This is a genomic window from uncultured Chitinibacter sp., from assembly GCF_945957625.1.
In the GTDB taxonomy this organism is placed as follows: Bacteria; Pseudomonadota; Gammaproteobacteria; order Burkholderiales; family Chitinibacteraceae; genus Chitinibacter; species Chitinibacter tainanensis.
The window spans coordinates 97277-122863 of the sequence record NZ_CAMFLP010000007.1; the positions used below are offsets into that span (position 1 = coordinate 97277).

Below are 25587 nucleotides of genomic sequence, written 5' to 3' on the forward strand. Positions count from 1 at the left end.
CCGTCAACAACATAAAACTTACGAATCAAGCCGATTTAAAACTTCTACTTCGCCACAAAGTCAGCAACTGGTATTGCTCAGTTGACCAAAATCTCAGCCATTTATCGCGCAATTTGCACCGCCCAAATAAAAAAACGCCACGGCAAGCCGTGGCGTTTTGCGGATTGGGCGCGAATTACTTGCGCTTGATACCGTAGACTTTGCCGTTAGGCAGCGTCAGAGTGAAGTTGGTTGGTACTGGCATTGGCATGAAGAGACGCATACCGATGGTGATGGTTTTACCTGGGCCGAAGTCAGTCACGCCCCATGTAGTACCCACAGTACCTTGCTTCAGTTGGTAGGCTGGACGATGGAAGGCATTTGGCAGACCACCGACGTTACCTACTTTGTTTGAAGCGACAGTTGCTGACCAAGTACCGCCGCTGTAGATATCAACCAGGTTCTCGATCCCTTTACCTGCTGGAGGTGCGAAAGGTTTCAGGAACTCAACCGTTGAAGAAGTCAGCGGAGTCGAAGGCGCCACATCAAAAGCCACTTTCGCACCAGTCAGATCAACATTCGAGTTGTTTTTCAGCTTCAGACCAATCTGGATTGGGTAGTTGTCTTCACCTTTTGGCAGGAAACCTACGAGGTCAACATCAACATCCAGTTGCTCAGCTGGCTGAACAAACTTCTCATCGCCTGGCTGTACGCCGTACGGTGTGGCGTTTTTCAGCATCTGGCCAGCCAGAGAAGTCAGCGTGCTACCGAAGTAGTAGTAACCCAGACCGTTTTCTGATGGTTTGCTGTAGTCACCTGCCAGCTCCCAGAACATGATACCGCCGGCACCTTGGTCGATCGCGTACTGTACTTTAGCCTTGAACGATTTCTCATTTTCGGTCGACAGGAACACTTTCGTAGTTGGGTTCCACAGCCATGAAGACTGAGCGATGTCATCGTAGTTCTCGATATACGTACCGCGAACTTTCGATTCTGGTTTGTTCAGGTCGTGGCCATAGATACCAACGTATGGTGTTGGCAAGCCATCACGCAGGTTATTGGCGTGCCACAGTGGGTTGGCACCGGCAAACATTTCTTTGCCGTTGGCATCCACGTCAAACCACAGGTTGTCGATACCTTGTGCACCGAAGCCGCATGGCGCACCGGCTTTCGGGCTCAATGCATCAGGACCCAGGTTGCCACCAGTACCGTTGTAGCAAGTCTTCTGATCAGCAACCGCTGCAGTACCCCACAGACCGTTGGTGCCGCCAGTTACATTTTGCCAGCCACGTGTGTAGTAAGGCAGACCGATATTCACACGACCACCTGCCAAAGCAGTGCGGAAGTATTTGTATGACCAGTCAATGTTCAGGTAACCCTGAGCGTTGTAGTACTTACCATCGCCTGCAGTGTCGTAGATCTTGGCATCAGCGATCTCGCTATCTTTACCAGTATCGTACAGTGCGGCGTTGTGACCCACGAAGTGGTTCCAAGCACCGTGCAAGTCGTAGCTCATGATGTTCACGTAATCCAGGTATTTCAGTGCCTGGAAGCCTTCGAAGCCACGCAGCAGGTAGCCTGAAGATGGTGAAGCGATCGTCAGCATGTAGTACTTGCCTTGGGCCGCAGCGGCTTTGTCCAGCTCCAGACGCAGCGTTTTCATCAGCGCCATGTAGCCGTCCCACAGTTTGCCACGATGCTTATTGGCAATCTTCCAGTCATCTGGGCTACCCGCATCCGACATTGAAGTTGGGTATTCGTAGTCGATATCGATACCATCCAGACCATATTTGGTCACGAATTCAGCCGCAGATTTAGCGAAGGTATTGATACGATCTTGGCGAACAGCACCCGTTGCTTCATCCACGGTCAGTGAATAGAAACCACCGCTGGCGATGCGTTTGCCTGAATCATCGAAGTAACCGCCAGTTTCAGCCCAGCCGCCAACCGACAGCAGCAGTTTCACGCCTTTGGCATCTGCATGCTTGTTCAGCATGTTGAAGTGGCCTTTGAATGGCAGTGATGGATCCAGCGCGTATTTCGGACCTTTGTCATCCCAAGACATGCCAGTTGCGGCATTAGTTGGGCCATCGGTACCTACAGAAACTTTCCAGTTCTGGTCGATGTGCGCAAAAGCGTAGTTCACGTGAGTGATGTCGTTCCAAGGCACATCGGCAGCCAGATAAGCAGGCTGACCGTTCGCGCCGTTACGCCAGCTGGTGAAGTAACCGATGCTGCGGCGTTTCATACCATTGGCGAGCTTCTCGCGGCCGTTGGTATCGTAAACAGTACAATATGGAACGTTTGCAACTTCAGAAACCAGACCCACTGGACGACACTGGTCTTGGCTGCCAGCGGGTGGCGTCACTGAAGGTGTTGGTGTTGGAGTAACCACTGGCGTTGGCGATGGCGAACCCACAGGTGTTGGGGTTGCAGTAACCACTGGCGTAGGTGTTGGTGAAGCCGTTACCACTGGGGTTGGGCGAGCAGTCACAACCGGAGTTGGAGATGCGGTAACCACTGGCGTTGGCGATGCAGTTACTACTGGCGTTGGGCTTGCGGTCACGACTGGCGTTGGCGACGCAGTCACAACTGGAGTTGGTGATGCGGTTACCACTGGGGTAGCCGTAGCGCCGCTACAAGCGCCTTCATCTTTCCATGGGCCCCACTGATCAGTAGAAGAAGGCGTCTGGCCTTGAGTCCACCATTTCGCCGAGAATTTACGGCCGTTATACGAAACTACAGCACCGCCAGTGTAGGCGGTCGCTGAATTCCAAGCCGCCACATTGCCACAACCCGCTGGCGCAGCAGTCGGTGCGGTGGTTGGCGCTGCGCTAGGCACTGCGGTTGGAGCAGCGGTAGGCGCTGTAGTCGGCGCAGTGGTTGGTGCGGCGCTAGGCGCGGCAGTTGGGTTAGTTGAAGCACCCACTGCTTTCCACAGTGTTGGGGTGGTATCAGGGGTCCAGCCAGCACCGACATAAGCGGTATGGGTCACCAGCGCAGAGTAGTCCACGCCTTTATAAGTAACGACTGTGCCAGCATTGTACGTATTGCCTTCTTGCCACAATGGTGCGGCATAGCTGTAGGCCACGAACATTGCAGCTGGCAGGGCAGCAAGTGCAAGACGATTAAAACGGGACATTAATGTCTCCTCCGATTTTATAAATGGCATTGGCACTAGTGGATAAGTGGTCTTGCCCACCAACTGCCTGCTTGTCACCGTATTGTAAGTATCTGGTGATTTTTACCGCTAGCCAGCTCGCTTTGAGGGCTGAGCTTAACCAGTGAGACTGTTTTAACGTGCCGAGAAAAACCTTGTCAACACCCCGATTTGGGCCTGTGAGTTAGGCCACTGAAGCTTTTTTTTGTGGACTACATGAAACTACATAAAAACCGCAATATAGAGTTGTGCGCCGCACAATTTAATCAAAATATTATTGTTTTTATTGATTTTTTTTGCAGCATAAAAATAGCGCGCCACACCATTAGCGCTTGCTGATGTAACTTTTCATTGCGCCTGTGAGTAGTTTCACAGACAAATTGCCTTCACTTTTTTTCCTGCCGGAGTGTTTCAAAAAAGTGAATTCCACCTCGCCCACGCAAATACTTACACCATGATTTCTTTTTTGCTTTCCCCTGAATTTCTAATCGTTTTTGTAAGTAGGTGCCACGGACTGGTATTAGGCTATGACGCCCAGCGGCTTATCCCTGCAAGGAAACAAGCATTAAACGCGGTGGCTTGGTAAAATCGCCCCTTGTGGCGTCGGGCGCCATCTGATAAAACCATGCCTCACCGTTTGGGCGCGTTAAAATGTTGATTCGTAAACTATTTAAATTTGAAAATGCACATATTGTGCGCAACTGCTCATCCGAGCGTTGCCGCTCTTCCATTCACGGCCACAGCTATAAGGTTGAAGTGCTACTGGAAGCCAGCGCACTGGATCACGGGCAGATGGTTTACGATTTTGGCTTAATGAAGGGCACGATCCGTGATGTGATCGATGCGTTCGACCATGCAGTGTGCTTTTGGGATAAAGATGATGCCGAGTACATCCGCCTGTGCCAGACCTTCTCGGCGCGCTGGATTGCGATGCCGGTATCCCCTTCGGCCGAACAGTTTGCGCGACTGTTTTTCGTGATCATCGACCAGATTCTGGCACAAACGATTATGGCCAATGGTGAAGCCGATGTGCGCCTGCATTCGATCATTGCGCATGAAACCGATACCGGCTACGCGCAAGCCTTCCGCGATGATGCCTACAACCCGCGCATGGGCACCATTCGGCTTGAAGACATCATCTTTTCGCCCCAATGTCAGGCCGAATGGAAAGACCCCGCCATGTACCAGAAACTGCTCAGCCAACAGCAGTTTTATAATCCAGCCGTGCCACGGCAAGTTGACGCCTAAGACCAAACCCAGGGGTATAGCCGTATAACGCACAATCAATAAAGGCTACAGCAAGATACCCTAGTACCACTCATCGCTGCGGCGTGGGCTAAGTAGATACACCAGCATCAGCAACACCGCAACAAACGGCCATAGATCGCCCATGATTTGCGAGAGCCCGCTAAAGTGCAGCAAGTGCCCATACTGCCATTTAAATAGCGGCAAAGTGGCCGACAATTGCGGGGTGAGCGGCCACACCAAGCTCACCACCGTCGCCAGCGATAAACACAACACCGACAGCAAGGCGCGATAGCGCCGCTGCAGGTGCCAACACAAAGTCAGCAGCAACACGCCGCCCACGCCCCCCAGCACGATATTCAGATTCAGCCAGACAAAAAACTGCTCTGGCCGCAGCAACATGCCGGCAAAAGCCATTTTTAGCAGCAAGGCAGTACCCAGGAGCGCAAACATCGCACGGGGGAAATCCCGCTGATAGGCCAGCAGCACCGACACAAACAAGCCTACCCCAACCAGATTCAACATCATGCCGCCACCTTCCAGCAGGCGCAAAAACAGTGCAGCATCCGCCAGCGGCGCAATAAAGGGCTGCGGCAAGCCACGTGGCTCGACCACCACACCCAAAAAAGGCTGGCTTGGGTCGAGTTGGGCCACCAGCCACACCACCAGCCACACCGCACCCCACTCCATCATCCGGCCGGGGGCTAAAACTTCGTGCCGGAAAATTAACCAGCGCTGCATCCAGCGCCGACTGCGCAGCACCAAACCAATGGCCACCCCGATCGCGCCACCGGCGGTATTACTGAGAATATCCAGATTCGAGGCCACCCGCCCCGGCAAAAATTGCTGCACAAATTCAACACTGGCCGACGTGAGTGCGCACAGCAACACCGCCAAAATCGCCGCAAACCAGCGCCGCCGAAACAGCAGCATCCAGCCTAAGCCCAGCGGAATATACGCCAGCACATTGACCGTGTTATCAAAGAGGGTGATGTAGTACGGCAGCGGATAGGTGTAAAAGGCAAACACTGGCTCGCCCGTGAAGCGCCAATCGCTAAAGGGAAACAGGCTCACCACCAGCACCAGCAGCAAAGCCACCGCCACAAAGAAGGGTGACACCCGAGTCGGCTCGGCTTGGCGGGCAAGGTAGCGGATAGGGGGAAATCGCGCCATAGCGTAGGAAGAAAAACGGGGGCTTACGCCCCCGCTTGTCGTTCAGCTCATGTTATTTTGCAGTTTTGACTTGGGTCCACATCCGGCCCAGATCACGCAGCGCTTTGCCTTCCAGCGCATTGAGCTGCTGCAGTTTCTTCATATTGTCGGCACTTGGGAATACCGCACTAATAGCTTTTACTTCGGGCTTCACAAACGCTTGTGATGCCGCGTTCGGGTTGCCTGAGCCAATGGCATTGGTCAGCTGGGCTGAATTTTTGCCATCAAGCATAAAGTTGATGAACTTGGCCGCCAGATCTGGGCGTGGGGCTGATTTCAGCACCATCATATTATCCAGCGACAAGGTGTTGCCTTCTTTTTGCAGACTGTAGGCAATCCCGAATGGGCGCTTGGCCGCTTTGGCATCGGTGTTGGCTTGGAACATATCGTTCGAGTAGCCGTGCGCCACCCAGATATTGCCCAGCGTCAGCTCCTTGATATAGCTCTGCCCATTGAACGCCGCCCAGAATGGCTTGGCTTTCAGGATGGTCTCTTGGGCTTTTTTCAGCTCTTCTGGCTTGGTCGAATTAGCCGAGAAGCCGTTATACATCAGCGCAGCGGCAAATACTTCGCGGCTGTCATCCAGCACCGTCACTTTGCCTTTGATTTTAGCCAGGACGGCTGGATCAAAAATAATCGCCCACGAGCTTGGGTCGATGCCCAGCTCTTTAATTTTTTTGTCGTTGTAGCCCACCAGCGTGGTAGTGAAGGCGTATGGCACCGAGTATTGATTGCCCTTGTCGAAAGCGCTGTTCATAAACGATGGGTTTAGATTTTTGATATTCGGCAGCTTGGATTTATCCAGCGGTTGCACCAAGCCCTGCTTCACCAGGGGCTGCACTGCAAAACCGGTTGGCACGACCACGTCGTAACCTTTCGCTCCGGCCGAGAGCTTAGCCAGCATTTCTTCCATCGCGCCGTAGTAATCTTGCACCACTCGGCATTTGCAGCTGGCTTCAAAATTCTTGACGGTTTCTGGGGTGATGTAGTTATTCCAGTTATAAAGATGCAATACATCTTCAGCGTTTGCGGTGCCCGCGGCCAGCAGCAGGGCCAGTAAGAACTTTTTCATTGTGTTCACCATCAAGAATTAAAAGTGGAAAAACTTGGCCACCCCAAGTTGCGCGATTATGCCACGAATTATTGTCTTGTCGCGGCAATCTGCGTGCGGTTGACGGTTTTTTGCACAAGACCTTGATTACCCGCAGGCAAGAAAAAAGGCAGCGCACTGCGCTGCCTTTTAAATCGCGATAAGGCGGCTTTATTCAGCTCGCAATGCGCTTGGCGCCACCTTGCTGGCAATCACAATCAGCACCAGCGTGAGCAACATCAACAGCGTTGAAATCGCATTCACTTCCGGTGTAACCGCAATCCGGATCATCGAATAAATCTGCAGCGGCAACGTTGAAGCACCCGCCCCTGCGGTAAAGAAGGTGATCACGAAATCATCAATCGACAAGGTGAACGCCATCAGTGCTCCCGCAATAATGCCGGGCATGATCAGCGGCATGGTCACCAGGCGGAAGGCCTGCAATGGCGTCGCGCCCAAATCACGCGCGGCCTCCACCAAGGCATCATCCATCCCTTGCAAGCGCGAACGCACCACAATCGCTACAAAGCCGATACAAAACGCGATATGCGCCAAGGTGACCGATACCAGCCCCAGCGTCATATTCAGCATCACAAAGAAAATCAGCAGCGACACGCCCATCAGGATTTCGGGAATGGCGATTGGCGTGAGCACCAGCAAGGGCAGTAGGCGCAATTTGTAGCGATGCATGGCAATGCCTGCCAGCGTACCCAGTACCGTGGCGCAGCAGCTGGTCACGATAGCGATCAACAGCGAATTACGTGCGGCGACCAGCATTTGCTCGTTGTGCAGCAGATGCTCATACCATTTGAAGGTAAAGCCCACCCACTCGGCATTGAGCTTGGAATCATTAAAGGAATACACCACCACAATAATCAGTGGCACATACAAAAAGGCATAGGCCAACAGCGCCGCCGCCCACAGCCATTTCGATTGTTTAGAGTGCATCGCGCTTACCTCCGCGCCCAACCATGGCCGCCAACCCCGCCAGCAGCAATACGGCCAGCGTCAACATAATCGACAGCACCGAGCCAAATGGCCAATCGCGGCTATCCAGGAATTGCTGTTTGATCAGATTACCAATCATGATGCCATCGGTACCACCAACGAGATCCGGTACTGCAAACATACCCAGCGCCGGAATAAACACCAGCGCCGCGCCGGCCCATACCCCCGGGAGGGATAGCGGCCAAGTCACCTTCCAGAAACGCTGCCAGCCCGATGCCCCCAGATCTTGGGCAGCATCCAGCAATGCCATATCGTGTTTTTCCAGATTGGCATACAGCGGCAACACCATGAAGGGCAGGTGCACATACACCAGCACGATAATCACGGCAAAGTGGCTAAACATCAGCTGCACCGGGCCTAAACCCACCACACCCAAGACCTGATTGAGCGCCATGGTGAAATAGCCCTGCGGCCCCAGAATAATCATCCAGGCATACACGCGGATGAGGAAGTTACTCCAGAACGGCAGAATTACCAGCAAGATCATCAGGTCGCGGTATTTCTTTGGGCTGCGTGCGATCAGCCAAGCCAGTGGATAAGCCAGTAGTAAACACACCAGCGTGGTGATCCCGGCATACCAGAACGACTTCAAAAACAGCTCGATATAAATCGGGTCTGAGAAAAACAGGCCGAAATTATCGAAAGTCAGATAGTCGCGCCAGTTTTCCGCCGTCACCAGCAATTCATTCGCGCCGGTGTCGGGGTTTGGCCCAATCAAAGGCAGCAAGCCACCGTAATCACCCGGATAACGGAAGGCCGCAAAGGCCATGATCAACGATGGAATTGCAAAGAAAATGATCAGATACAGCAGCGGTGGCCCGGAAATGAGCCATTTATTAATTCGATTGCTTTTCGCCATGACCGCCCATCCTTAGGCCAAGATGAAGTGGCCAGCGTCATAGCGCCATGCCAGCTCCACCTGATCATTATCATCAAAGAACTTCGCCCGCCCGGGTGCCGAGTTAGGTAGCATGGTTTCAACCAGCATGCCGTTTTCCAGCTCAACGATGTAAATCGTCACATCGCCCAGATACAGGCAATCATGCACCCGGCCTTTGAAATGCACTTCGTCAGCGTCGCCAGTCGGCAAGGTCGCGCCCAGCTTAATTTTTTCTGGCCGCAAGGTCAGGCAACCACTTTGGCCCACTTGCGCCCCCGCCACCGGCAGCGTTTCGGCAACGCCCACCCCGGCGATTTCCACCTGCATGCGGTCGGCGCCAATTGATTTGATCGTGGCATCCAGCAAATTGCATTGACCGATAAAATCGGCCACAAAGCGGCTTTTCGGATAGCTGTAGATGGTTTCCGGCGCATCGAGCTGCGCCACCTGGCCTTTATTCATCACGGCAATACGGTGCGACAGCGCCAGCGCCTCGCCCTGATCATGCGTGACATACACAAAGGTAATGCCGATTTCTTTTTGCAGATTAATCAGCTCGATCTGCATTTCTTCGCGTAGCTTCGCATCCAGCGCCGAGAGGGGCTCATCCAAGAGCAGCAAGCGTGGGCGATTCACCAAGGCGCGGCCAATGGCCACCCGCTGGCGTTGCCCACCCGACATTTCATGCGGATAGCGGCTGGCAAACTGGCTGAGACGTACATCGTCCAGCACTTCGGCTACCCGCGTTTTGATTTCTTCGGCCGGTACTTTGGCCATTTTCAGCGGGAACGCAATGTTCTGCGCCACGGTCATATGCGGGAAAAGCGCGTAATTTTGGAACACGGTATGCACCGGGCGTTTTTCGGGCGGCACCCCAGCCATATTGACGCCGTCGAGCAGAATTTCACCTGAATCAGGCTGCTCAAAGCCGGCCAGCATGCGCAACAGCGTGGTTTTACCGCAGCCCGATGGGCCCAACAGCGTAAAGAATTCGCCCGCCTCGACAGAGAGGCTTACGTGGTTGACCGCTGTAAAATCACCAAACTGTTTTACAACATCACGAATCTCGAGCAGCGCCATGATTATCCTCACGAAAAAGCCGCGACATTTTAGCAAACTCGCTCCCATGGGGGGGAAAATCGGCGAAAAAAGGGCTGTGTGGCGGCAAAATGTAGGGATTACTCTAACTGCACAGCGCATTTCATTCGCCCCGAAGGCCATGGATTGCCCTAGAATAGCGTTTTGGATCAACTCTGAGTCAGGCAAGACCAATAGAAATGCGACTCATTCGTAAGAACTAATTGCCTGTGGAAACCCGCGTACACGTTCTGGACTTGCAAATTGGGCTCTATGTCACCGAGCTGGATCGGCCGTGGCTGGATACCCCATTTCTACTACAGGGCTTTCTGATCGAGCAGCACCAGCAACTGGAGCAGCTGCGCGAATACTGCGAATACGTCACGGTCGATTTCAGCCGCTCGAATGGCGGCATCAATCGCTGGGCCGGGCTGTTTGATATCAAACCCAAATCCGACAAAGCCGCTTTTAGCGCCCCGCCCATCAGCGCTTTGCTGCAACATAATCCGCAAGAACAAGAGCGCCGCGAACGGATCAGCCTCTTGCTGGAGCTGCGCCGCCTCTTTGCCGGCTTGTTTCAGCGCGACACCGCCACGCCACGCCGCAGCTTTAATACGCAGGTCATTCTGTATGATCGTGAAGAGCAAGTAGAAGTCGAGCTTCCCAAAGCTCAGGCCGTCCATAAAAGCTCGCAAACCTTTATGCGCAGCTTTATGGAATCTGTACGTAAAGAGCTACACCCCAAGATCGAAGAAGCCAATGCGGTGGTCAACGATCTAGTTGATTCAATCGTACGCAACCCCAATGCCCTGCTGCTACTCACCCAACTAAAAGACCGCGATCAGTACACCTATTCCCACTCGATCGATACCGCCGTGTATTTACTCGCCTTTGGCCGGCATTTGGGCTACCCGGTAGAGGAACTACGCAAGCTGGGCCTCGCTGGCCTGATGCTGGATATTGGCAAAATTCGCCTGCCCGAAGATCTGCTTAATCGCACCGGGCGCTATACGCCAGGCGAATTCATGCTGATGAAAACCCATGTGCAGCATAGTCTCGATATTCTGGGTCAGATGGATAACGTACCGCTGGATGTGGTGGATATGGTGGCACGCCATCATGAACGCTATGACGGCAGCGGCTACCCACAGGGGCTCAAAGCCGAAGAGATTGGTATGTTTGGCAGCATGGCGGGGATTGTTGACTGTTTCACCGCGCTCACCAGCGAGCGCACTTACTCCGATGCCAAACCCGCACATGAAGCGCTGCAACTGCTGTACAAGTGGAGCGAAAAATATTTCCACCCGGCGCTGGTTGAGCAATTTGCGCAGTGCATCGGCATTTTCCACGTCGGCACCTTAGTTGAGCTCTCAACGGGCGAAGTCGGGATTGTAATTGGCCAAAACCGGGTCCGCCGACTAAAACCCAAATTAATGGTCATTCTGGCGCCGGATAAAACGTCCTACGCCAAACCGCACACGCTAGATTTGATCACCAATCCAACGGCCCCGAATGGCTTGCCAATCTCTTTGCGGCGTGAATTGAGCCGGGGCGCTTACAATATTGATCCGCGCGAGTATTTCCTGGAGTAGCCGATGAGTAATCCGCGCCCTTTGCATCCCATCAAGCAAAAACTCACCCCGCTGGGCCAACTAGATGAATGCATCAGGCAAACCCTAGAGCGCGGCGGGCCTGATAAGCAAAGTGCGCTGATTTACCTCGAATTACGCCATCTGCACCCCGGCCATTATCGCGATCATTTACTTGAATGCCTGACCAGCCGCCTGCTGCCTTTATTGCGCCCAGCCGATCATATCTTTCAGCTCGATTCCCACTCGGTGGGACTGCTGCTTGGCCAGCTGAATGGCACCAGCCATGCCTTGTTGGCTGCGCATCGGGCCAAAACCTTGCTGCATGATGTGAGCAGCGATGAGCTCAAGCTCTACCCACAAATCGGCATCGCCATGGCCCCCGAGCATGGCCGCGATGGTGAAGCACTGATCGACGCGGCCAAGATTGCGGCCCATCAGTTTGCTGAAGAGCATATTGGGGTCTACGACCCTGATCGCGATTGGCTGGGCCAACAATTGGTACGGCTCGAGCAACCATTGCGCAATGCACTCTACGACAACCGCTTTCATTTAGCCTTTCAACCGCAAATCGCCCCCGCCAGTGGCGCAGTGAGCGGCGTAGAAGTCCTGCTGCGCTGGGAAGACGAGCTCCTGGGTAGCATCTCCCCTTACGAAATTATCAGCGTTGCCGATTATCTCGGGCTGATGGATCAGCTGACCCACTGGGTGATTCAAACCGGTTTGCGCAATTTCTCGCAACTACGCCTCGCGGGCTATCAAGGCACACTGAGCATCAATCTGGCGCCGAACAATCTACGCGACCCACACTTGGCAGGCTTTATTGGCAATGCGATGGCCGTGTGGGGTATTCCGGCCGAATTGGTCACATTCGAGATTACCGAATCGGCAGTGATTGAAGAATTCGAGCTTTCGCTCAAACACCTGCAACAAATTAAACAGATGGGCTGCAAACTGGCGCTGGATGATTTCGGTACCGGCTACTCATCGCTGGCATATTTAAAACGCCTGCCCATTGATGAGCTAAAAATCGACCGCAGCTTTGTCATGCAGCTGGCCGAATCGGCGGAAGACCGAGCGATTGTCGAATCAGTTATTACCCTGGCCCACCGTTTGCAATTAATGGTGACTGGCGAAGGTGTAGAGCAAGCCGCCGAGCTGGCGCTTTTGCAGCAATATGGCTGTGATCAAATTCAGGGCTACTACTACAGCCGACCACTCAAACTGGCGGACTTACTCACTTTCCTGGCGAAACCACGATGAGCATGAATTGGGCGCAATTACTCACCGCCGCACGTTTGGGCACCGATGCCAGCGAAGCACTGGACAACGAAGCGGGCCGCAGTAATTTTCATAAAGATCATGACCGGATCGTGTTTTGCTCGCCATTTCGCCGGATGGGGCGCAAAACGCAAGTACACCCGATGACCGAAAATGATCACGTTCATACCCGGCTCACGCACAGTATTGAAGTTGCCTGCGTGGGGCGCAGCCTAGGGGTACTGATCGGCGAGCGCCTCAAAGACGAGCTACCCGCCCATATCACTCCCTATGACCTAGGCGGCATTGTGCAGGCCGCCTGCCTTGCCCACGATATTGGTAACCCGCCCTTTGGTCACGCCGGCGAATATGCGATCCGCGACTGGTTCCGTCGGCCAGAACACGCGTATTTGCTCCAAAACCTCAGCGCGGAAGAGCGTCGCGATTTAATGACCTACGAAGGCAATGCGCAAGGTTTTCGCATTATCACCCAACTGGAAAACCATCGCTTTGAAGGCGGTTTACGCCTCACCTACGCCACTTTGGGCGCCACGCTCAAATACCCGTGGACCAGCGAACATGCCGGCGGCAAAGGCAAATTCAGCTGTTATGTGAGTGAGCAGCATTTACTGGCCGAAGTGGCGCAGCGCCTTGGGCTACCGGAATTAGCGCCCGGCAAGTGGGCGCGCCATCCTTTATCCTACCTGATGGAGGCCGCCGACGATATTTGCTACGCCATTCTCGATCTGGAAGACGGCATCGAAATCGGCATGTTGCCCTACGAGAGCGTAGAACCACTGCTGATGAAAATCTGCGGTGGCGAGCGCAGTCTGCTGGAACTGGAAGTCGCAGCCGCCCCCTCGGTCCGCCGCAAAATCTCCTTGCTGCGCGGCAAGGCGATTGATCGCTGCATCCGCGGGGTAGCCGAGACTTTTATGGCCAATTATCCGCGCCTGATGGCTGGCACGTATCAGGGCGATTTACTCAATGACTGCCCCTACGCTATGCGCCAAGGGATTAATGAAGCCAAACAGCTCGCCCGTGATCGGATTTTTAACGAGCGGCGCAAAATCGAAATCGAAGTCGGCTCGTTCACTTGTCTCGACATCCTGCTCGATGCCTTCTGCAAAGCCTCGTATGAACTGAAAGTGAGTACCCACATGCCGTTCCGCATGAAACGGGTGCTCGATCTGATGGAATACAATGCCCCGCGTAAAGACTGGCCTTTGTATGAAACCTATCGCCGGGTACTGGATTTTGTCGGCGGTATGACCGACAACTACGCTACCTATCTGGCACAGCAAGTGGGCGGCATGGGGCGTTAGCGGGGTATGTGCAGCCAGCCCTTATATTCAAAGACCCAGATAGCTATACCCTAGACCAGCAGTTTTAATACCTCTTCCACCTGTGGCACTTCGCCATTACCGCCCAAGGCGTGGGCGGCAAAATTCCAATAGGGGTGGTAAGTCGCCGGATCAGTCACGGTATACAGGGCAATCGTCGGCACGCCCAGGCTTTCAGCCAGATGCGTCATCCCAGTATCCACCCCGATCACTTGCTGCGCCCCTAGCATCGCCCCCGCTAGCTCCGCCACGGTCATTTTCGGCGCCACCACCGCCTTGGGCACGGCGGCTGCAATGGCTTGCGCCACCCCTTGCTCTGCCGGTGAGCCCCACGGCAGAATCAAGGCCACCCCACACTCAGCCAGCTGCTGCCCCACGGCTTGCCATGATTCCACCGACCAGCATTTTTCGGCTTTTGAGGCGGCGTGAAAACCCAGCACATAAGGCCCCGCGGGCAACCATTCCCCGCGTAAAGGCACAGCTTGCAAGCCAAAATCCGGCAAGCCCTGCGGCTGATAGCCCAGCGCGAGACCCGCAAACATCCGATACCACTGCACCGCCGGCAAAGCGGGGTCGGGCACAATGCGCTGATCGTATACCCAGCGCGCCGCCCGCTCGCCCAGCCGCTCATCGGCCGGGCCGTAGATGAGCTCGGCCTTGGCCAGCCAGCTCAGCGCCGCACTTTTAATCATGCCATGACAATCGAGCACCACTTCATAGCGGGATTGACGTAGCGATTTCACCGCCTGCCGCAGCGCCGGCCAACGCTCGGGCTTGGGCATTTTCTTGAGTCGGCGCAAAGGGATGGCATGAATCTGACTCACCCCAGGGTGCAAGGCGGGCAAGTCGGCCAGTGTATCGTCGATCACCCAGTCGATTTCCAGATCCGGACGATGCCGGCGAATATCACTGACCATAGGCAGGGTAAACAGCACATCGCCCAGCGAGGTGAGCTTGGCGATTAAAACGCGGCGTGGCATACAGACTTTCAGCAGGCAGATCGACGAATCGACGATTCTAGCCCACAATCCCGTTCCCACTTTGAACCTTCGCCAAGCCGATGCAAAAAAGCCTCTTTTTCCTCGCCATCACCACGCTACTTTCGGGTTGCGCAGTCGTAACGACCACCGCCATGGTGGCCGGCGCTGCGGTGTCGGTCGCCGCCACGGCCGTTGAGGTGAGCTATGACGTCGGCAAAGCTGGCGTCAAAGGCGCCTACGCCGTGGGTGAGCTCGCCTACGCCGCCGCCCAAGCTAGCGCGGCTTCAACCTCCGCGACGCAGCCCGCCAGCAGTGCTACCCACGCCGAGCATTAAACACGCAATAAAAAACCCGCGATTGCTCGCGGGTTTGGCCTGGCGGCTAGCTGGACTTGGGCTTATCTACAAACGCCCAGATCTTTCCACACGCCCCACTGGCTACTTGGATCGGGTTTCTCGTTCGTGGTCCACCATTTGTTTTCAAAGTTACGGCCACCGTAGCTCACTTTGTTGCCCGGTGCGGCATACACTTTGCTCGCTTCCCATGCAGCAACGCAGGTTGAGCCAGTTGCTGGTGTCGGTGTTGGCGTCACGACCGGTTTTGCCGTTGGAGTCACCACTGGTACTGGGGTTGGCGTTACTACTGGCTTCGGAGTGGGTGTCACCACCGGAGCCGCAGTTGGGGTAACCACAGGTTTAGGTGTCGGTGTAACCACTGGCGCTGGCGTTGGTGTTACCACCGGTGCTGGGGTTGGTGTCACCACAGGTTTTGGTGTTGGCGTCACCACCGGAGCCGGTGTTGGCGTGCTTGGTTTAGGGGTTACACCGGCCGGGGCTTCGATATCCACGCGGAAGATGTAATCGGCCCCTGAGCGGCTATACACACGGTTGTCTTGCGCGGTTTGCACAGGCGCGACCGAGCCATTGGCTTGCAATACACCCACGCTCACATATTTCGAGCTGCCATTCACTTTCTGCGCCAGGAAATACGGCCAGATGTTCATTTGCGTCAGATCGGCACCGGTTTGCGCATCGTAATCGGCAATGATTTGCGCTGATTCCAGATCGCGACCGGCGTTATCAAACAGACGGAATGTGACTTTGGTGCTTTGCGCCAGATTTTGCTGCGCGCGAATCTGCCCCAGTTCTTTGTAGGTCGACACCGCCCCCGAGAAATTCACATCCGAGCATGAGTAGAACGCTTCTGGGCTATCGCTACGTTGCCAAGTAACATAAATGATGTGCTTGCCGGTTTTCTTCGGCAGCGGGCAGGTCATTTTGTAGCGCTTATCGGCTGTTACCGGCACATTGCCCAGCTGGCAGAATTGCTCCAGATCGCCCCAAGACAGCGCCTGGTTTGGATTCCAGCTGTCTTTGGTTACATAAAACACCCAGTCTTTGGTGGTATGTGGCGCGGGCGCATTCCAGATAAATTCGAAGTTGCCATTGGCATCGGGCGCGATATTGGTCACTGGCCAATCGGTACGCGGCAGATTCAGACCAGCGTAGTTGGCTTTACCACCACCACACAGCTGGCCATCTGGCACGAAGCCTTTATGGTTGCCGTTCGGGTTTTGATTCACACCCGACCAGTCGTACAAAAATTGCGGGCCTGATACCGCTACTGCGGCCTGGCAGGCGGCAGATTTTGGATTTTCCGGGCCTTCGTTAAAGCAGCTGAGCACACGGCTGATTGGCACTTCCATCGAGCCATGACCTGATACCAGTTGTGCGGCACCCAAACAACCTACGGCAAGTGCAATACGCACGGGCAGAGCAAACCCATTACGTTGTTGTTGCATTGTCTTCTCCAGTTTCTGGTGAGCTGGCTTGGCAGTCATATCAGTATTTTCTGATTTACAACCCGCACAAACCAATGATTTTATTCATACTTTTGCTTGATTTTTAGCGCGAAAAATTCGACCACATTTTCGCGAGAGCAATTTACCACGCTGGCATGAAAGCTGACAAGCAAAGCCCTGATTAGGGTTAACCCGTAGATGTGAACTGTGGCACAGCCGGTCTGGATTTAGCGCTGATCCAGTACCATTAAGGCTTGACCGTGGGTCTTCAGCCAGGCGCGATATTGGCGCCAATCGGGGCAGGCTTGCGCCACCTGCGCCCAAAATTGCGCCGAATGATTCATTTCGCGCAGATGCGCCAGCTCATGAATTATCACGTAATCAATCACCGCGGCTGGCGCCTGCAACAACCGCCAATTGAGGCGGATTGCGCCTTGGCTGGTGCAGCTGCCCCAGCGGGTGCGGGCCGAAGTCAGCAAAATGCGCTGCGGCTGCAAGCCCATCCGCGCCGACCAGAATGGCACGCGTTCAGCGAAGTACGCGCGAGCACTGCGCTGATAAAAGCGCACGAGCGCAGGGGTGAGCAAATCTTCGCGCGCGGCGGCCAAGTGCAGCTCGGTCTCCGTCAGCCGTGTACGGCTGGCTGGCTGTAAGCGGCGCGGTGCGCCCAGCCAGTGCACTTCATCGCCCCAACGCCACGGCGCCGGCCCCAGCACCGGTGGCTGCGCGGCCCACTGCGCCAGCTTGGTTTGAATCCAGGTGAGTTTAAGTTGAATCACCCGCTCGGCCTCAGCCAGCGGCGCCCGGGCGGGCAAGATCACGGTCAGCCCGCCGGCATCGATTTTCAAACCAATGCTGCGGCGGCGGGCGCTACGCGATACCTGATAGGGTATTTCGCCCTGAGGCAGGCGAAATATTGCCTGCATGGCAATACCCCTTATTCGGCCTTGCTCGGCGCCACATAACACGGCCCACGGCCGGTAATCTGCGCCATTTCACCTTCGATCCAGTTTTCCACTTCATTGATCAAGGTGAGCGAATTTTTACCTTCGGAGCTAATCGGCGCACCAATTCGCACCGTCACTTCCCCCGGCCATTTGCAAAACGAATTTTTCGGCCAGAATTCGCCCGAATTCATGGCCACTGGCACAATCGGCACTTCCAGATCTTTGGCCAAGCGCGCGCCGCCCTGCTTGTATTGGCCACGCTCGCCCGGCTTGATGCGTGTACCTTCGGGGAAGATCACGATCCACAGGCCTTTATTCAGCCGATCGCGCCCCTGCTCCATCAACTGTTTTTGCGCCTGGGCGCGCTGACCGCGGTCGATCGCGATGGGCGAAGTGGCCGCTAGGCCCCAGCCAAAAAATGGAATGCGCAGCAATTCGCGTTTCAGCACCCACACCTGCGCCGGAAAAATCAGCTGCAGCGCCATGGTTTCCCAGGCGGATTGGTGTTTGCACATAATCATGGCCGGGCCATGCGGGATATTTTCGGCACCTTCCACCTTGAAAGTCAGCCCGCAGGTGATGCGCAGCCAGATAAACATCAGCCGCGCCCACCAGGCCACAATGGTATTGCGGGTCACCGCCGGCAGCGGCAAGACCAGAATGGCGATCAAGGTAAACAGCGGGGTTAATACCAGCAGGCCAAGGCTATACAGGGCAGAACGAAACCAGATCATGAACGGGCAACAAGGTGGTTAATTGGGGTTTTCCAGCAAACTGGCGCATACGGCGGCCAGATCATCATACACACGCGTGCCAGCCGGCAAATCGCCAGCCGCTTCGGTTTTACGGCCATTGCCAGTGCGCACCAGCAGCGCCTGCCCGCCAGCACGACTCACCGCCTGCAAATCGCGCAGCGAATCGCCCACCATCAGGCATTCATCCACATCCACCCGAAAGCGGCGCGCGATATCCTGCACCATGCCGGGCGCAGGTTTGCGGCAATCACAGCCGGCATCGGGCGCATGCGGGCAAAAGAAGATCGCATCGATATGCCCACCGGCATTCACCACCGCGCGGTGCATTTTGGCGTGAATGCGATTGAGCATATCAATATCGATAATGCCGCGGCCGATACAGCTTTGGTTGGTGGCCACCACGATGGTCCAGCCGGCGCGGGTTAATTCGCCAATCGCTTCCAGGCTGCCCGGAATCGGCAGCCATTCTTCCGGCGATTTGATGAAGTCCGGCCGGTCTTCGTTAATCACCCCATCACGATCAAGAATCAACAGCTTGCTGGCTTCGGGCTTCATGGCAGGCATCCATCTTCCTCGGCAAGGGCGGGCAAGCCCGCCCGGGGTTTAGTCGGCCAGCAGCGACAGCTCGGCCACGCGATTCATTACTTCGGCCAGCGCGCTCAACAGCGCCAGACGATTGCCACGCACCGCCAGATCGTCGGCCATGACCATCACACCATCGAAAAAGGCATCTACGGGGGCTTTCAGTGCGGCCAGTTGCTTGAGCGCGCTGGTGAAGTCATTGCCCGCCAGCGCCGCCGCCACGGGCGCTTGCAAGGCTTGCAGCGCGGCAAACAACTCTTGCTCGGCGGTTTCTTGCAGCAAGGCCGCGTTCAGGGCTGGCACTTCGCCTTCGACTTTTTTCAGGATATTGCGAATCCGCTTATTCGCGGCCGCCAGTGCGGCAGATTCGGGCAAGGCCTTAAATTCGGCCACAGCCGCCAGACGGACCAGCAAATCATCGATGCGGCTAGGTTTCAGCGCCAGCACAGCATCAATATCTGCAGCCGGATAATCCGCTGCCAGCAGGTTTTTCAGGCGATCGAGCATAAAGCCATACAGGCCTTCCACCGTACCTTCGGCAATCAGGCCGGCCGGGAATTGCGCCGCCGTAGTGCGCAGCAATTCGCGCAGATCCAGCGGTGATTGCAGTGCAATCCGCAATACGCCCAGCGCGGCACGGCGCAGGCCGAACGGATCTTTGTCGCCAGTTGGAATCAGGCCAATCCCGTAAATACCGACCAGCGTTTCGAGCTTATCCGCCAGTGAAACCGCTTGCGCAGTCGCACCTTCAGGCAGTGTATCGCCCGCAAACTTAGGCTTGTAATGGGCTTCAACGGCATACGCCACCTCGGTATCTTCGCCGTCGTGCTTAGCATAGTACTGACCCATAATGCCTTGCAGCTCAGGGAATTCACCCACCATATCGGTCAGCAAATCGGCCTTGGCCAGATAGGCCGCGCGCTCGGCTTTGGTCACATCAGCCCCAAGCAAACCAGCAATGGCGCCGGCAACTGCTTGCAAGCGCTGTACGCGTTCCAGCTGCGAGCCGATCTTGTTGTGATACACCACATTAGCGAGCTTCGGCACCCGGCTGTCGAGCGGGGCTTTTTTATCTTGCTCGAAGAAGAATTTGGCATCCGACAGACGCGCGCGCAGCACGCGCTCGTTGCCATTAATGATGTGGCTGCTGTCGCTGGTTTGCAGATTGGACACCAGCAAGAACTGATTCATCAGCTTGCCGTTACCATCCAGCAGCGGGAAGTATTTCTGATTTTGCTGCATGGTGAGGATCAGACATTCCTGCGGCACTTGCAGAAATTCGGCTTCAAACTCGCCTTTGAGTACCACTGGCCATTCCACCAGCGCGGTGACTTCGTCAAACAGCGCTTCATCGGCAGCAATGCGGGCATTGAGCGCAGCGGCGGCTTCCTGCAGTTTTTCGCTGATCAGGGCTTTGCGGGCGGCGAAGCTGGCCACCACTTTGCCTTCTTCATACATTTGGCGCGCATAGCCGGCCGCATTGGCAATCGTGAGCTCACCTTGCGACAGGAAACGATGCCCGCGGGTAGTCTGACCTGAGCTTAAATGCAGCACCTGACCAGGCACCACGTGTTCGCCGTGCAACATGATCAGGCCATGCACCGGACGGATAAACTGGCCATCGCGATCGGCCCAGCGCATCATTTTGGGCGCCGGCAGTTTTTTCACCGCTGCCGCCACGATGTCGGCCAGCACCGTCGCCAGCGGCTCGCCCGCCTTCACCGAACGGAATACATACACATCCTGCTTGCCATCGTGCACAGTGCCCAGCTGATCCAGCTGCTCGGCACTCAGACCGCACGAGCGGGCAAAACCCAGCAAGGCGGGGCTAGGCTGGCCATCTTTAAAACCCGCGCTCACTGCGGGGCCGCGTTTTTCGATGGCCTGCTCAGGCTGCACCGCCGCAACATCCGCCACAGTGACCGCCAGACGGCGTGGGCTGGCAAAGGTATTCACTTCGCTGCTGGCAGGGGCAAAGCCCAGTTTCACGAGCTCCGCCGCAATGCTTTCGGCAAACGCAGCGCCCAGCTTGGGCAGCGCTTTGGGAGGGAGTTCTTCTGTAAACAGTTCGATCAGTAAGGTTGGATTCATATGCTTTTGCTGCGTTGGCAGCATCCTCAGTTATTCTTCAGCTTGCTTGGCCTGATCTTTTTCGGCCATCATTTTGCACACTTGGGCCACGAAATCCGCCCCGAAAGTACCCGGCTGCTGGGGCGCAAACTCCCACTGAAAGCCCGGCACATCGTAGCGGGCGACTTCCAGATCATCCGCATCATTCATCGACACTGCCACGCCGGCCATCTTGCCAGAGGGGCAATCTATGGCCTGCCGGGTGTATTTGTAGCGGTACTTGCCCTTGGAAGTGCCATCAATCTGGTCTTCGTTAAAGCGCTGCACCATCCAGACAAAGGTGTAATTCTGCTCGGCATAACCGGCGTCATGCTGGATCGAATTAACATCCACCAAGGTTTCGAAGTCCGGCATTTTGCCGTAGCTGCGCCAGTCGGCTTTTTGATCCGGCACCGGCACCGGGCCGCTCACCTTGTCCTCGTATTTGCCGCACGCTGCCACAGTCACTACCAGTACACCCAATAACAGACGTTGCATGTGCGGCTCCTTCGTTTATTTGGCTGCCTTATCTACCGGCTGGCACATCGGGAAGCCCAAGGCTTCGCGCGAATCGTAATAAGCCTGCGCCACCAGTCGCGCCAGATTGCGCACGCGGGCGATGTAGGCCGCACGCTCAGTCACTGAAATCGCGCCACGCGCATCCAGCAGATTGAACATGTGTGAGCATTTCATCACCATTTCAAAGCCTGGCAGCGCAAGACCGCCTTCGATCAGGCGCTTGGCTTCGGCTTCAAACTGATTGAATTGATCAAACAGGAACGGCACATTCGATTGCTCGAAGTTGTAAATCGATTGCTCAACTTCGTTCTGATGATAGATGTCGCCGTAGGTGACTTTCTGGCCGTTCGGGTATTCGGTCCAAACGATGTCGTAGATGTTATCCACGCCTTGCAGATACATCGCCAGACGCTCAACCCCGTAGGTAATCTCGCCCAATACCGGCTTGCAATCCAGACCGCCCACTTGCTGGAAGTAGGTAAATTGCGTCACTTCCATCCCATTGAGCCACACTTCCCAGCCCAGACCCCAGGCACCCAGCGTTGGGCTTTCCCAGTCGTCTTCCACAAAGCGGACATCGTGGACTTTGGTATCAATCCCCAGGTATTCCAGCGAGCCCAGATACAGCTCTTGGATATTGTCTGGCGACGGCTTGAGCACCACTTGGTATTGGTAATAATGCTGGCAGCGGTTGGGGTTCTCGCCATAGCGGCCGTCTTTCGGGCGGCGGCAAGGCTGAACGTAGGCGGCATTCCATGGCTCGGGGCCCAGTGATCGCAGGAAAGTCGCCGTGTGGAAGGTGCCCGCCCCCACTTCGATATCGTAGGGTTGCAGCAGGGCACAACCGTGGTCACTCCAGTAATTCTGGAGCTTTAACAAGATTTCCTGAAAAGTCAGCATGTGTTCTTTGGGCGCCAAAAGCGCGGCTACAATTTTCTAAACTCGCTAATTCTACTTGGTTTTGCCCTCCCCGTGCCACGCCACGGCGGCAAGCAGGGCTGAGTGCAACATTCGGCAGCGCCAGATGCCACAAATTACCTACACAAAACTGAACAAAACCACCCCATTGATGCAAGACAAGCCTGCAGCCCTCGTTTATCCTTAGCGCTGCCGTCCCGCCACTGTAAATTGCTGCTGTCCATGTTAAAAAAAGCCACCCTGATTATGCTGAGCTGCCTGCTGGCCGCCAGCGCCCAAGCCCGCATGAACCTTGACGAGCTGCGCGAAGCCGCGCGCGCGCGCGATATGGTTGCGCTCGCCCAGCTGAGCGAGCAAAGCGTGGGCGACCCGCTGGAAATGTATCCGCGCTATTACTACCTCACAACCCAGATTAATCAAACCAGCGATGGCGATGCCGGCCAGTTTCTCAGCCGCTACGCCCCCAGCCCTCTGGCCGAGCGTTTTCTGGCCGACTGGCTTAAAGAGCTGGCCCGCCGCCAAGATTGGGCGCAATACGAGGTGTATTACAGCCGGCTTGAGAGCCCGAACGCCGAGCAGATCTGCTTGAAACAGCAAGCCATGCTCAAGCGCAATGATTTCAGCGCCTTGGCCAATCATCGCCAGCTGTGGTTTAGCGCCAAACCCCAAGCCAGTGCCTGCACCCCCTACTTTGAAGCGCTATTTAGCCAAGGCCTGCTTAAAGAAGAAGACATCTGGTGGCGCATTCGGCAGGCGCTGAGTAACAATCAGCTCGACCTCGCCCGGCAGCTAGCGGCCCGCGTGGGCAGCCCCGAGTATCTGGTGCCACGCCCACCAGTGATGGTGAAGAAAGGCAAAAAAAGCACGCCGGTTCTCACCGCCAATCTCAATACCGTCAACACCGCACCCGAGCGCTGGGTGGATGAAATCGACACCAGCAGCCGCGCAGGTCGTGAGCTATGGCTGTTTGCAGTTGAGAAAATCGCTCGCAATAATCCGGCCCAAGCGGCCCGTTTGCTAAGCGATAGCACTCTGCCGGCCACCGAGCTGCAATTTGGTTGGCAGCAGCTGGGGCAAATCGCCGCCCGGCGCAATCTGCCCGAAGCCTCACAATGGATCGGCCGCGGGCATTTACAAGATTTAAGTAGCGATGATCGCGCCTGGACCATCCGCGCCGCGCTGCGTAGTGGCGACTGGAAAACCGTTGAGCAACGCATCAACGCCCTACCCGCTGATGAGCAACAAGACAGCGCCTGGCGCTATTGGAAAGCCCGCGCGCTGCTGGCGCAAAACAAAGCTGCCACCGCCAATGCGCTGTGGACGGAATTAAGCCAGGAAATCGATTTTTACGGCCTGCTGGCCCGCGAAGAGCTGGGCAGCATCCTCAGCGCGCCAGTGCCGAGCTACAAAGCCAGCAAAGACGATCTGGCCGCGATCAATCAAGTACCGGGCGTGCGCCGCGCGCTGCTGCTGAATGATCAGGGCTGGCGCATCGAGGCCAATCGTGAATGGAACGCCGCCATGCGGGGGCTGAGCGATCAGCAATTGCTCGCCGCCGCCGAGCTGGCCAGCCGCAATCAGATGTACGACCGCAGTATTTTCGCGGCCATGCGCCCGAAAACGCTCAATGATTTCAGCTTGCGCTTCCCACTACCGTATCGGGCTTCGGTCGAGAGTGCGGCCAAAGCCAATGGTCTGGATCCGGCCTGGGTCTTTGGGCTGATTCGCCAGGAAAGCCGCTTTATCGCCGACATCCGCTCTAGCGCCGGCGCCACCGGGCTAATGCAGCTGATGCCCGCTACCGCGCAGTGGGTGGCCAAGAAAATGAATCTCAGCGATTTCAAACTCAGCGATATGAGCGACCCCGAGATCAATCCGCAATTGGGCAGCTACTATCTGGCCTACTGGACCGAGCGGTTTGGCGGCAACCCGGTGCTGGCTACCGCCGGCTACAATGCGGGCCCCGGCAATGCGGGCAAATGGCGAGATGCGCGCGAATTGGAAGCAGCGATCTATATTGAGACGATCCCGTTTAACGAAACCCGCGATTATGTCAAAGCGGTGCTGACCAATGCGACGCATTATGCGCATTATTTCCCGGGTAGCACGACCCAACTCTTGAAACGGCTGCCCGCGATTCCCGGCAAAAATTCCGCGCAGGAGGTTTCTGAATAATGGCACTTTCCATTCTGTTGATTGGCGGCTCTGGGTTTATCGGTCGCCAGATTGCGGCCAAGCTCGCCCGGGCTGGCCATCGCCTCACCGTTCCGACCCGCCACCGCGAAGCCATCAAGGCCGATCTGTTGGTGTTGCCAGGCTGCGAAGTGGTGAATGCCAATGTGCATGATCCGGCCACGCTGGCTCAGCTCTGCCATGGGCAGGATGTGGTAATTAATCTGGTGGGTATATTGCAGGGAAGCGCAGCAGACTTTGCTCACAGCCATATACTCCTTACCGAAAAGATTATCGCCGCCTGCAAAAGCGCGGGCGTGCAGCGCTATTTGCACATGAGCGCGCTGGGCGCCGATGTGAACGGCCCTTCACACTATCAGCGCAGCAAGGCCGAGGCCGAGGCCAAAGTGCGAGCCAGCGAGCTGGCGTGGACGATCTTCCGCCCTTCGGTGGTGTTTGGCGCGCAGGATAGCTTTTTGAATCTGTTTGCCAGCCTGCAGGCGTTTGCGCCGGTGGTGCCAATTGGTGGCGCAGACACCCGCTTTCAGCCGGTGTGGGTGGGCGATGTGGCCGAAGCATTTGCTGTGGCGGTCAGCCGACGCGATCTGATTGGGCAAACGCTGAGTTTGGTCGGGCCCAAAGTCTATACCCTGCGCGAGCTGGTGCAGCTGAGCGGCCGCCTTAGCGGCCACCCCCGCTGCGTGGTGGGGCTGCCAAACTGGGCGGCGCGCCTGCAAGCCACCTTGATGAGTGTGCTGCCCAAGCCCCCAGTCAGCCACGATAATTTAGATTCATTGCAAGTGGATAATGTTGATCCGGCAGGGTTTGCGGCGATTTTGGGCTGGCAGCCCAGCGCACTGGAAACCATCGCCCCTGAATATCTTGCCGGCCAAAACCCAGCCCGGCGGCTGGATGAATTGCGTCGGCAGGCCCGTCGTTCTCACTAACCGGAGGTAGCACC

At 55.9% G+C, this 25587-nt stretch carries 22 protein-coding genes and 1 pseudogene; 8 read left to right on the forward strand and 15 right to left on the reverse strand.

Features of this window, described 5'->3' with window-relative positions; translation table 11 throughout:
- Positions 1 to 175: 175 nt before the first annotated feature.
- Entirely contained in the window at positions 176 to 2821 is a 2646-nt protein-coding gene (locus QV747_RS09970) for a glycosyl hydrolase family 18 protein (protein WP_374758360.1), read from the reverse strand.
- Here QV747_RS09970 and QV747_RS16640 point away from each other — a divergent pair.
- Positions 2799 to 2960 (forward strand): hypothetical protein, encoded by a 162-nt coding sequence (locus QV747_RS16640; protein ID WP_373317290.1) that lies wholly within the window; start codon positions 2799 to 2801, stop codon positions 2958 to 2960. The genes QV747_RS09970 and QV747_RS16640 overlap by 23 nt on opposite strands.
- Here the strand turns inward: QV747_RS16640 and QV747_RS16645 are convergent.
- Positions 2924 to 3151 (reverse strand): annotated as a pseudogene (locus tag QV747_RS16645) (carbohydrate-binding protein); the annotation flags it as partial. The gene QV747_RS16640 and the pseudogene QV747_RS16645 overlap by 37 nt on opposite strands.
- 639 nt (positions 3152 to 3790) lie before the next feature.
- Between QV747_RS16645 and QV747_RS09975 the strand changes: the two are divergent.
- Positions 3791 to 4387, forward strand: a complete 597-nt coding sequence (locus QV747_RS09975) for a 6-carboxytetrahydropterin synthase (RefSeq protein ID WP_273429816.1) — start codon at positions 3791 to 3793, stop codon at positions 4385 to 4387.
- A 60-nt stretch (positions 4388 to 4447) separates the two neighbouring features.
- Here the strand turns inward: QV747_RS09975 and QV747_RS09980 are convergent, their stop codons facing one another.
- From QV747_RS09980 to QV747_RS10000, 5 genes are all read right to left on the reverse strand, one after another.
- Entirely contained in the window at positions 4448 to 5557 is a 1110-nt protein-coding gene (locus QV747_RS09980; RefSeq protein WP_273429815.1) for a VanZ family protein, read from the reverse strand.
- Positions 5558 to 5609: 52 nt separating this feature from the next.
- Positions 5610 to 6668, reverse strand: coding sequence for a spermidine/putrescine ABC transporter substrate-binding protein (locus tag QV747_RS09985; protein WP_028450011.1), 1059 nt, complete (start codon positions 6666 to 6668; stop codon positions 5610 to 5612).
- 189 nt (positions 6669 to 6857) lie between these two features.
- Positions 6858 to 7634, reverse strand: coding sequence for an ABC transporter permease (locus tag QV747_RS09990; protein ID WP_273429814.1), 777 nt, complete (start codon positions 7632 to 7634; stop codon positions 6858 to 6860).
- Complete coding sequence (locus tag QV747_RS09995; protein ID WP_047392652.1) at positions 7624 to 8553, reverse strand: ABC transporter permease; 930 nt, start codon at positions 8551 to 8553, stop codon at positions 7624 to 7626. The genes QV747_RS09990 and QV747_RS09995 overlap by 11 nt, the downstream gene beginning before the upstream one ends.
- A gap of 12 nt (positions 8554 to 8565) precedes the next feature.
- On the reverse strand, positions 8566 to 9654 hold the full coding sequence (locus QV747_RS10000) for an ABC transporter ATP-binding protein (protein WP_273429812.1): 1089 nt from the start codon (positions 9652 to 9654) through the stop codon (positions 8566 to 8568).
- A gap of 227 nt (positions 9655 to 9881) precedes the next feature.
- On the opposite strand from QV747_RS10000, the gene QV747_RS10005 reads away from it, so the two are divergent.
- The 3 genes from QV747_RS10005 to QV747_RS10015 are packed head-to-tail and all read left to right on the forward strand — an operon-like array spanning position 9882 to position 13825.
- Positions 9882 to 11243, forward strand: a complete 1362-nt coding sequence (locus QV747_RS10005; protein ID WP_273429810.1) for an HD-GYP domain-containing protein — start codon at positions 9882 to 9884, stop codon at positions 11241 to 11243.
- 3 nt (positions 11244 to 11246) lie between these two features.
- Positions 11247 to 12503, forward strand: coding sequence for a bifunctional diguanylate cyclase/phosphodiesterase (locus QV747_RS10010; protein WP_273429808.1), 1257 nt, complete (start codon positions 11247 to 11249; stop codon positions 12501 to 12503).
- Entirely contained in the window at positions 12500 to 13825 is a 1326-nt protein-coding gene (locus QV747_RS10015; RefSeq protein ID WP_273429807.1) for a deoxyguanosinetriphosphate triphosphohydrolase, read from the forward strand. Before QV747_RS10010 ends, QV747_RS10015 begins: the two co-directional genes overlap by 4 nt.
- Positions 13826 to 13875: 50 nt before the next feature.
- Here QV747_RS10015 and waaC read toward each other — a convergent pair whose 3' ends face one another.
- Positions 13876 to 14823: a lipopolysaccharide heptosyltransferase I gene (gene waaC / locus QV747_RS10020; RefSeq protein ID WP_273429805.1), complete on the reverse strand. Its 948-nt coding sequence runs from the start codon at positions 14821 to 14823 to the stop codon at positions 13876 to 13878.
- Positions 14824 to 14903: 80 nt separating this feature from the next.
- Here waaC and QV747_RS10025 point away from each other — a divergent pair, with 80 nt between their 5' ends.
- Entirely contained in the window at positions 14904 to 15158 is a 255-nt protein-coding gene (locus QV747_RS10025; protein ID WP_273429803.1) for a hypothetical protein, read from the forward strand.
- 62 nt (positions 15159 to 15220) lie between these two features.
- Here QV747_RS10025 and QV747_RS10030 read toward each other — a convergent pair whose 3' ends face one another.
- The 7 genes from QV747_RS10030 to glyQ all read right to left on the reverse strand — a co-directional run bounded on the left by QV747_RS10030 (position 15221) and on the right by glyQ (position 22436).
- The gene (locus QV747_RS10030; protein ID WP_273429801.1) at positions 15221 to 16624 is read right to left on the reverse strand and encodes a lytic polysaccharide monooxygenase; all 1404 of its coding nucleotides are present in this window, start codon (positions 16622 to 16624) and stop codon (positions 15221 to 15223) included.
- Between the two features lie 227 nt (positions 16625 to 16851).
- Entirely contained in the window at positions 16852 to 17550 is a 699-nt protein-coding gene (locus QV747_RS10035) for a M48 family metallopeptidase (RefSeq protein ID WP_273429800.1), read from the reverse strand.
- 11 nt (positions 17551 to 17561) lie between these two features.
- Positions 17562 to 18305 (reverse strand): 1-acyl-sn-glycerol-3-phosphate acyltransferase, encoded by a 744-nt coding sequence (locus QV747_RS10040; RefSeq protein ID WP_273429798.1) that lies wholly within the window; start codon positions 18303 to 18305, stop codon positions 17562 to 17564.
- Positions 18306 to 18323: 18 nt separating this feature from the next.
- Complete coding sequence (gmhB, locus tag QV747_RS10045) at positions 18324 to 18881, reverse strand: D-glycero-beta-D-manno-heptose 1,7-bisphosphate 7-phosphatase (RefSeq protein ID WP_028450022.1); 558 nt, start codon at positions 18879 to 18881, stop codon at positions 18324 to 18326.
- A 48-nt stretch (positions 18882 to 18929) separates the two neighbouring features.
- On the reverse strand, positions 18930 to 20999 hold the full coding sequence (gene glyS / locus QV747_RS10050; RefSeq protein WP_273429796.1) for a glycine--tRNA ligase subunit beta: 2070 nt from the start codon (positions 20997 to 20999) through the stop codon (positions 18930 to 18932).
- A 30-nt stretch (positions 21000 to 21029) separates the two neighbouring features.
- Positions 21030 to 21515 carry a surface-adhesin E family protein gene (locus QV747_RS10055; protein WP_273429794.1) on the reverse strand — a complete coding sequence of 162 codons (486 nt, stop codon included), beginning with the start codon at positions 21513 to 21515 and terminating at the stop codon, positions 21030 to 21032.
- 15 nt (positions 21516 to 21530) lie between these two features.
- A complete protein-coding gene (gene glyQ, locus QV747_RS10060) occupies positions 21531 to 22436 on the reverse strand; it encodes a glycine--tRNA ligase subunit alpha (protein ID WP_273429792.1) in 906 nt (301 codons plus the stop codon).
- 240 nt (positions 22437 to 22676) lie between these two features.
- On the opposite strand from glyQ, the gene QV747_RS10065 reads away from it, so the two are divergent.
- Both QV747_RS10065 and QV747_RS10070 read left to right on the forward strand, forming a co-directional pair.
- A complete protein-coding gene (locus tag QV747_RS10065; protein WP_273429790.1) occupies positions 22677 to 24629 on the forward strand; it encodes a lytic transglycosylase domain-containing protein in 1953 nt (650 codons plus the stop codon).
- Positions 24629 to 25573, forward strand: coding sequence for a complex I NDUFA9 subunit family protein (locus QV747_RS10070; protein ID WP_273429788.1), 945 nt, complete (start codon positions 24629 to 24631; stop codon positions 25571 to 25573). The genes QV747_RS10065 and QV747_RS10070 overlap by 1 nt, the downstream gene beginning before the upstream one ends.
- Positions 25574 to 25587 lie beyond the last annotated feature (14 nt).

What these genes read in the sequence shown, in the direction of transcription:
- QV747_RS09975 (WP_273429816.1), top strand. Translation starts at nt 3,791, where the DNA reads ATGTTGATTCGTAAACTATTTAAATTTGAAAATGCACATATTGTGCGC.
- QV747_RS09980 (WP_273429815.1), bottom strand. Translation starts at nt 5,557, where the DNA reads ATGGCGCGATTTCCCCCTATCCGCTACCTTGCCCGCCAAGCCGAGCCG.
- QV747_RS09985 (WP_028450011.1), bottom strand. Translation starts at nt 6,668, where the DNA reads ATGAAAAAGTTCTTACTGGCCCTGCTGCTGGCCGCGGGCACCGCAAAC.
- QV747_RS09990 (WP_273429814.1), bottom strand. Translation starts at nt 7,634, where the DNA reads ATGCACTCTAAACAATCGAAATGGCTGTGGGCGGCGGCGCTGTTGGCC.
- QV747_RS09995 (WP_047392652.1), bottom strand. Translation starts at nt 8,553, where the DNA reads ATGGCGAAAAGCAATCGAATTAATAAATGGCTCATTTCCGGGCCACCG.
- QV747_RS10000 (WP_273429812.1), bottom strand. Translation starts at nt 9,654, where the DNA reads ATGGCGCTGCTCGAGATTCGTGATGTTGTAAAACAGTTTGGTGATTTT.
- QV747_RS10010 (WP_273429808.1), top strand. Translation starts at nt 11,247, where the DNA reads ATGAGTAATCCGCGCCCTTTGCATCCCATCAAGCAAAAACTCACCCCG.
- QV747_RS10015 (WP_273429807.1), top strand. Translation starts at nt 12,500, where the DNA reads ATGAGCATGAATTGGGCGCAATTACTCACCGCCGCACGTTTGGGCACC.
- waaC (WP_273429805.1), bottom strand. Translation starts at nt 14,823, where the DNA reads ATGCCACGCCGCGTTTTAATCGCCAAGCTCACCTCGCTGGGCGATGTG.
- QV747_RS10025 (WP_273429803.1), top strand. Translation starts at nt 14,904, where the DNA reads ATGCAAAAAAGCCTCTTTTTCCTCGCCATCACCACGCTACTTTCGGGT.
- QV747_RS10030 (WP_273429801.1), bottom strand. Translation starts at nt 16,624, where the DNA reads ATGCAACAACAACGTAATGGGTTTGCTCTGCCCGTGCGTATTGCACTT.
- QV747_RS10035 (WP_273429800.1), bottom strand. Translation starts at nt 17,550, where the DNA reads ATGCAGGCAATATTTCGCCTGCCTCAGGGCGAAATACCCTATCAGGTA.
- QV747_RS10040 (WP_273429798.1), bottom strand. Translation starts at nt 18,305, where the DNA reads ATGATCTGGTTTCGTTCTGCCCTGTATAGCCTTGGCCTGCTGGTATTA.
- gmhB (WP_028450022.1), bottom strand. Translation starts at nt 18,881, where the DNA reads ATGAAGCCCGAAGCCAGCAAGCTGTTGATTCTTGATCGTGATGGGGTG.
- glyS (WP_273429796.1), bottom strand. Translation starts at nt 20,999, where the DNA reads ATGAATCCAACCTTACTGATCGAACTGTTTACAGAAGAACTCCCTCCC.
- QV747_RS10055 (WP_273429794.1), bottom strand. Translation starts at nt 21,515, where the DNA reads ATGCAACGTCTGTTATTGGGTGTACTGGTAGTGACTGTGGCAGCGTGC.
- glyQ (WP_273429792.1), bottom strand. Translation starts at nt 22,436, where the DNA reads ATGCTGACTTTTCAGGAAATCTTGTTAAAGCTCCAGAATTACTGGAGT.
- QV747_RS10065 (WP_273429790.1), top strand. Translation starts at nt 22,677, where the DNA reads ATGTTAAAAAAAGCCACCCTGATTATGCTGAGCTGCCTGCTGGCCGCC.
- QV747_RS10070 (WP_273429788.1), top strand. Translation starts at nt 24,629, where the DNA reads ATGGCACTTTCCATTCTGTTGATTGGCGGCTCTGGGTTTATCGGTCGC.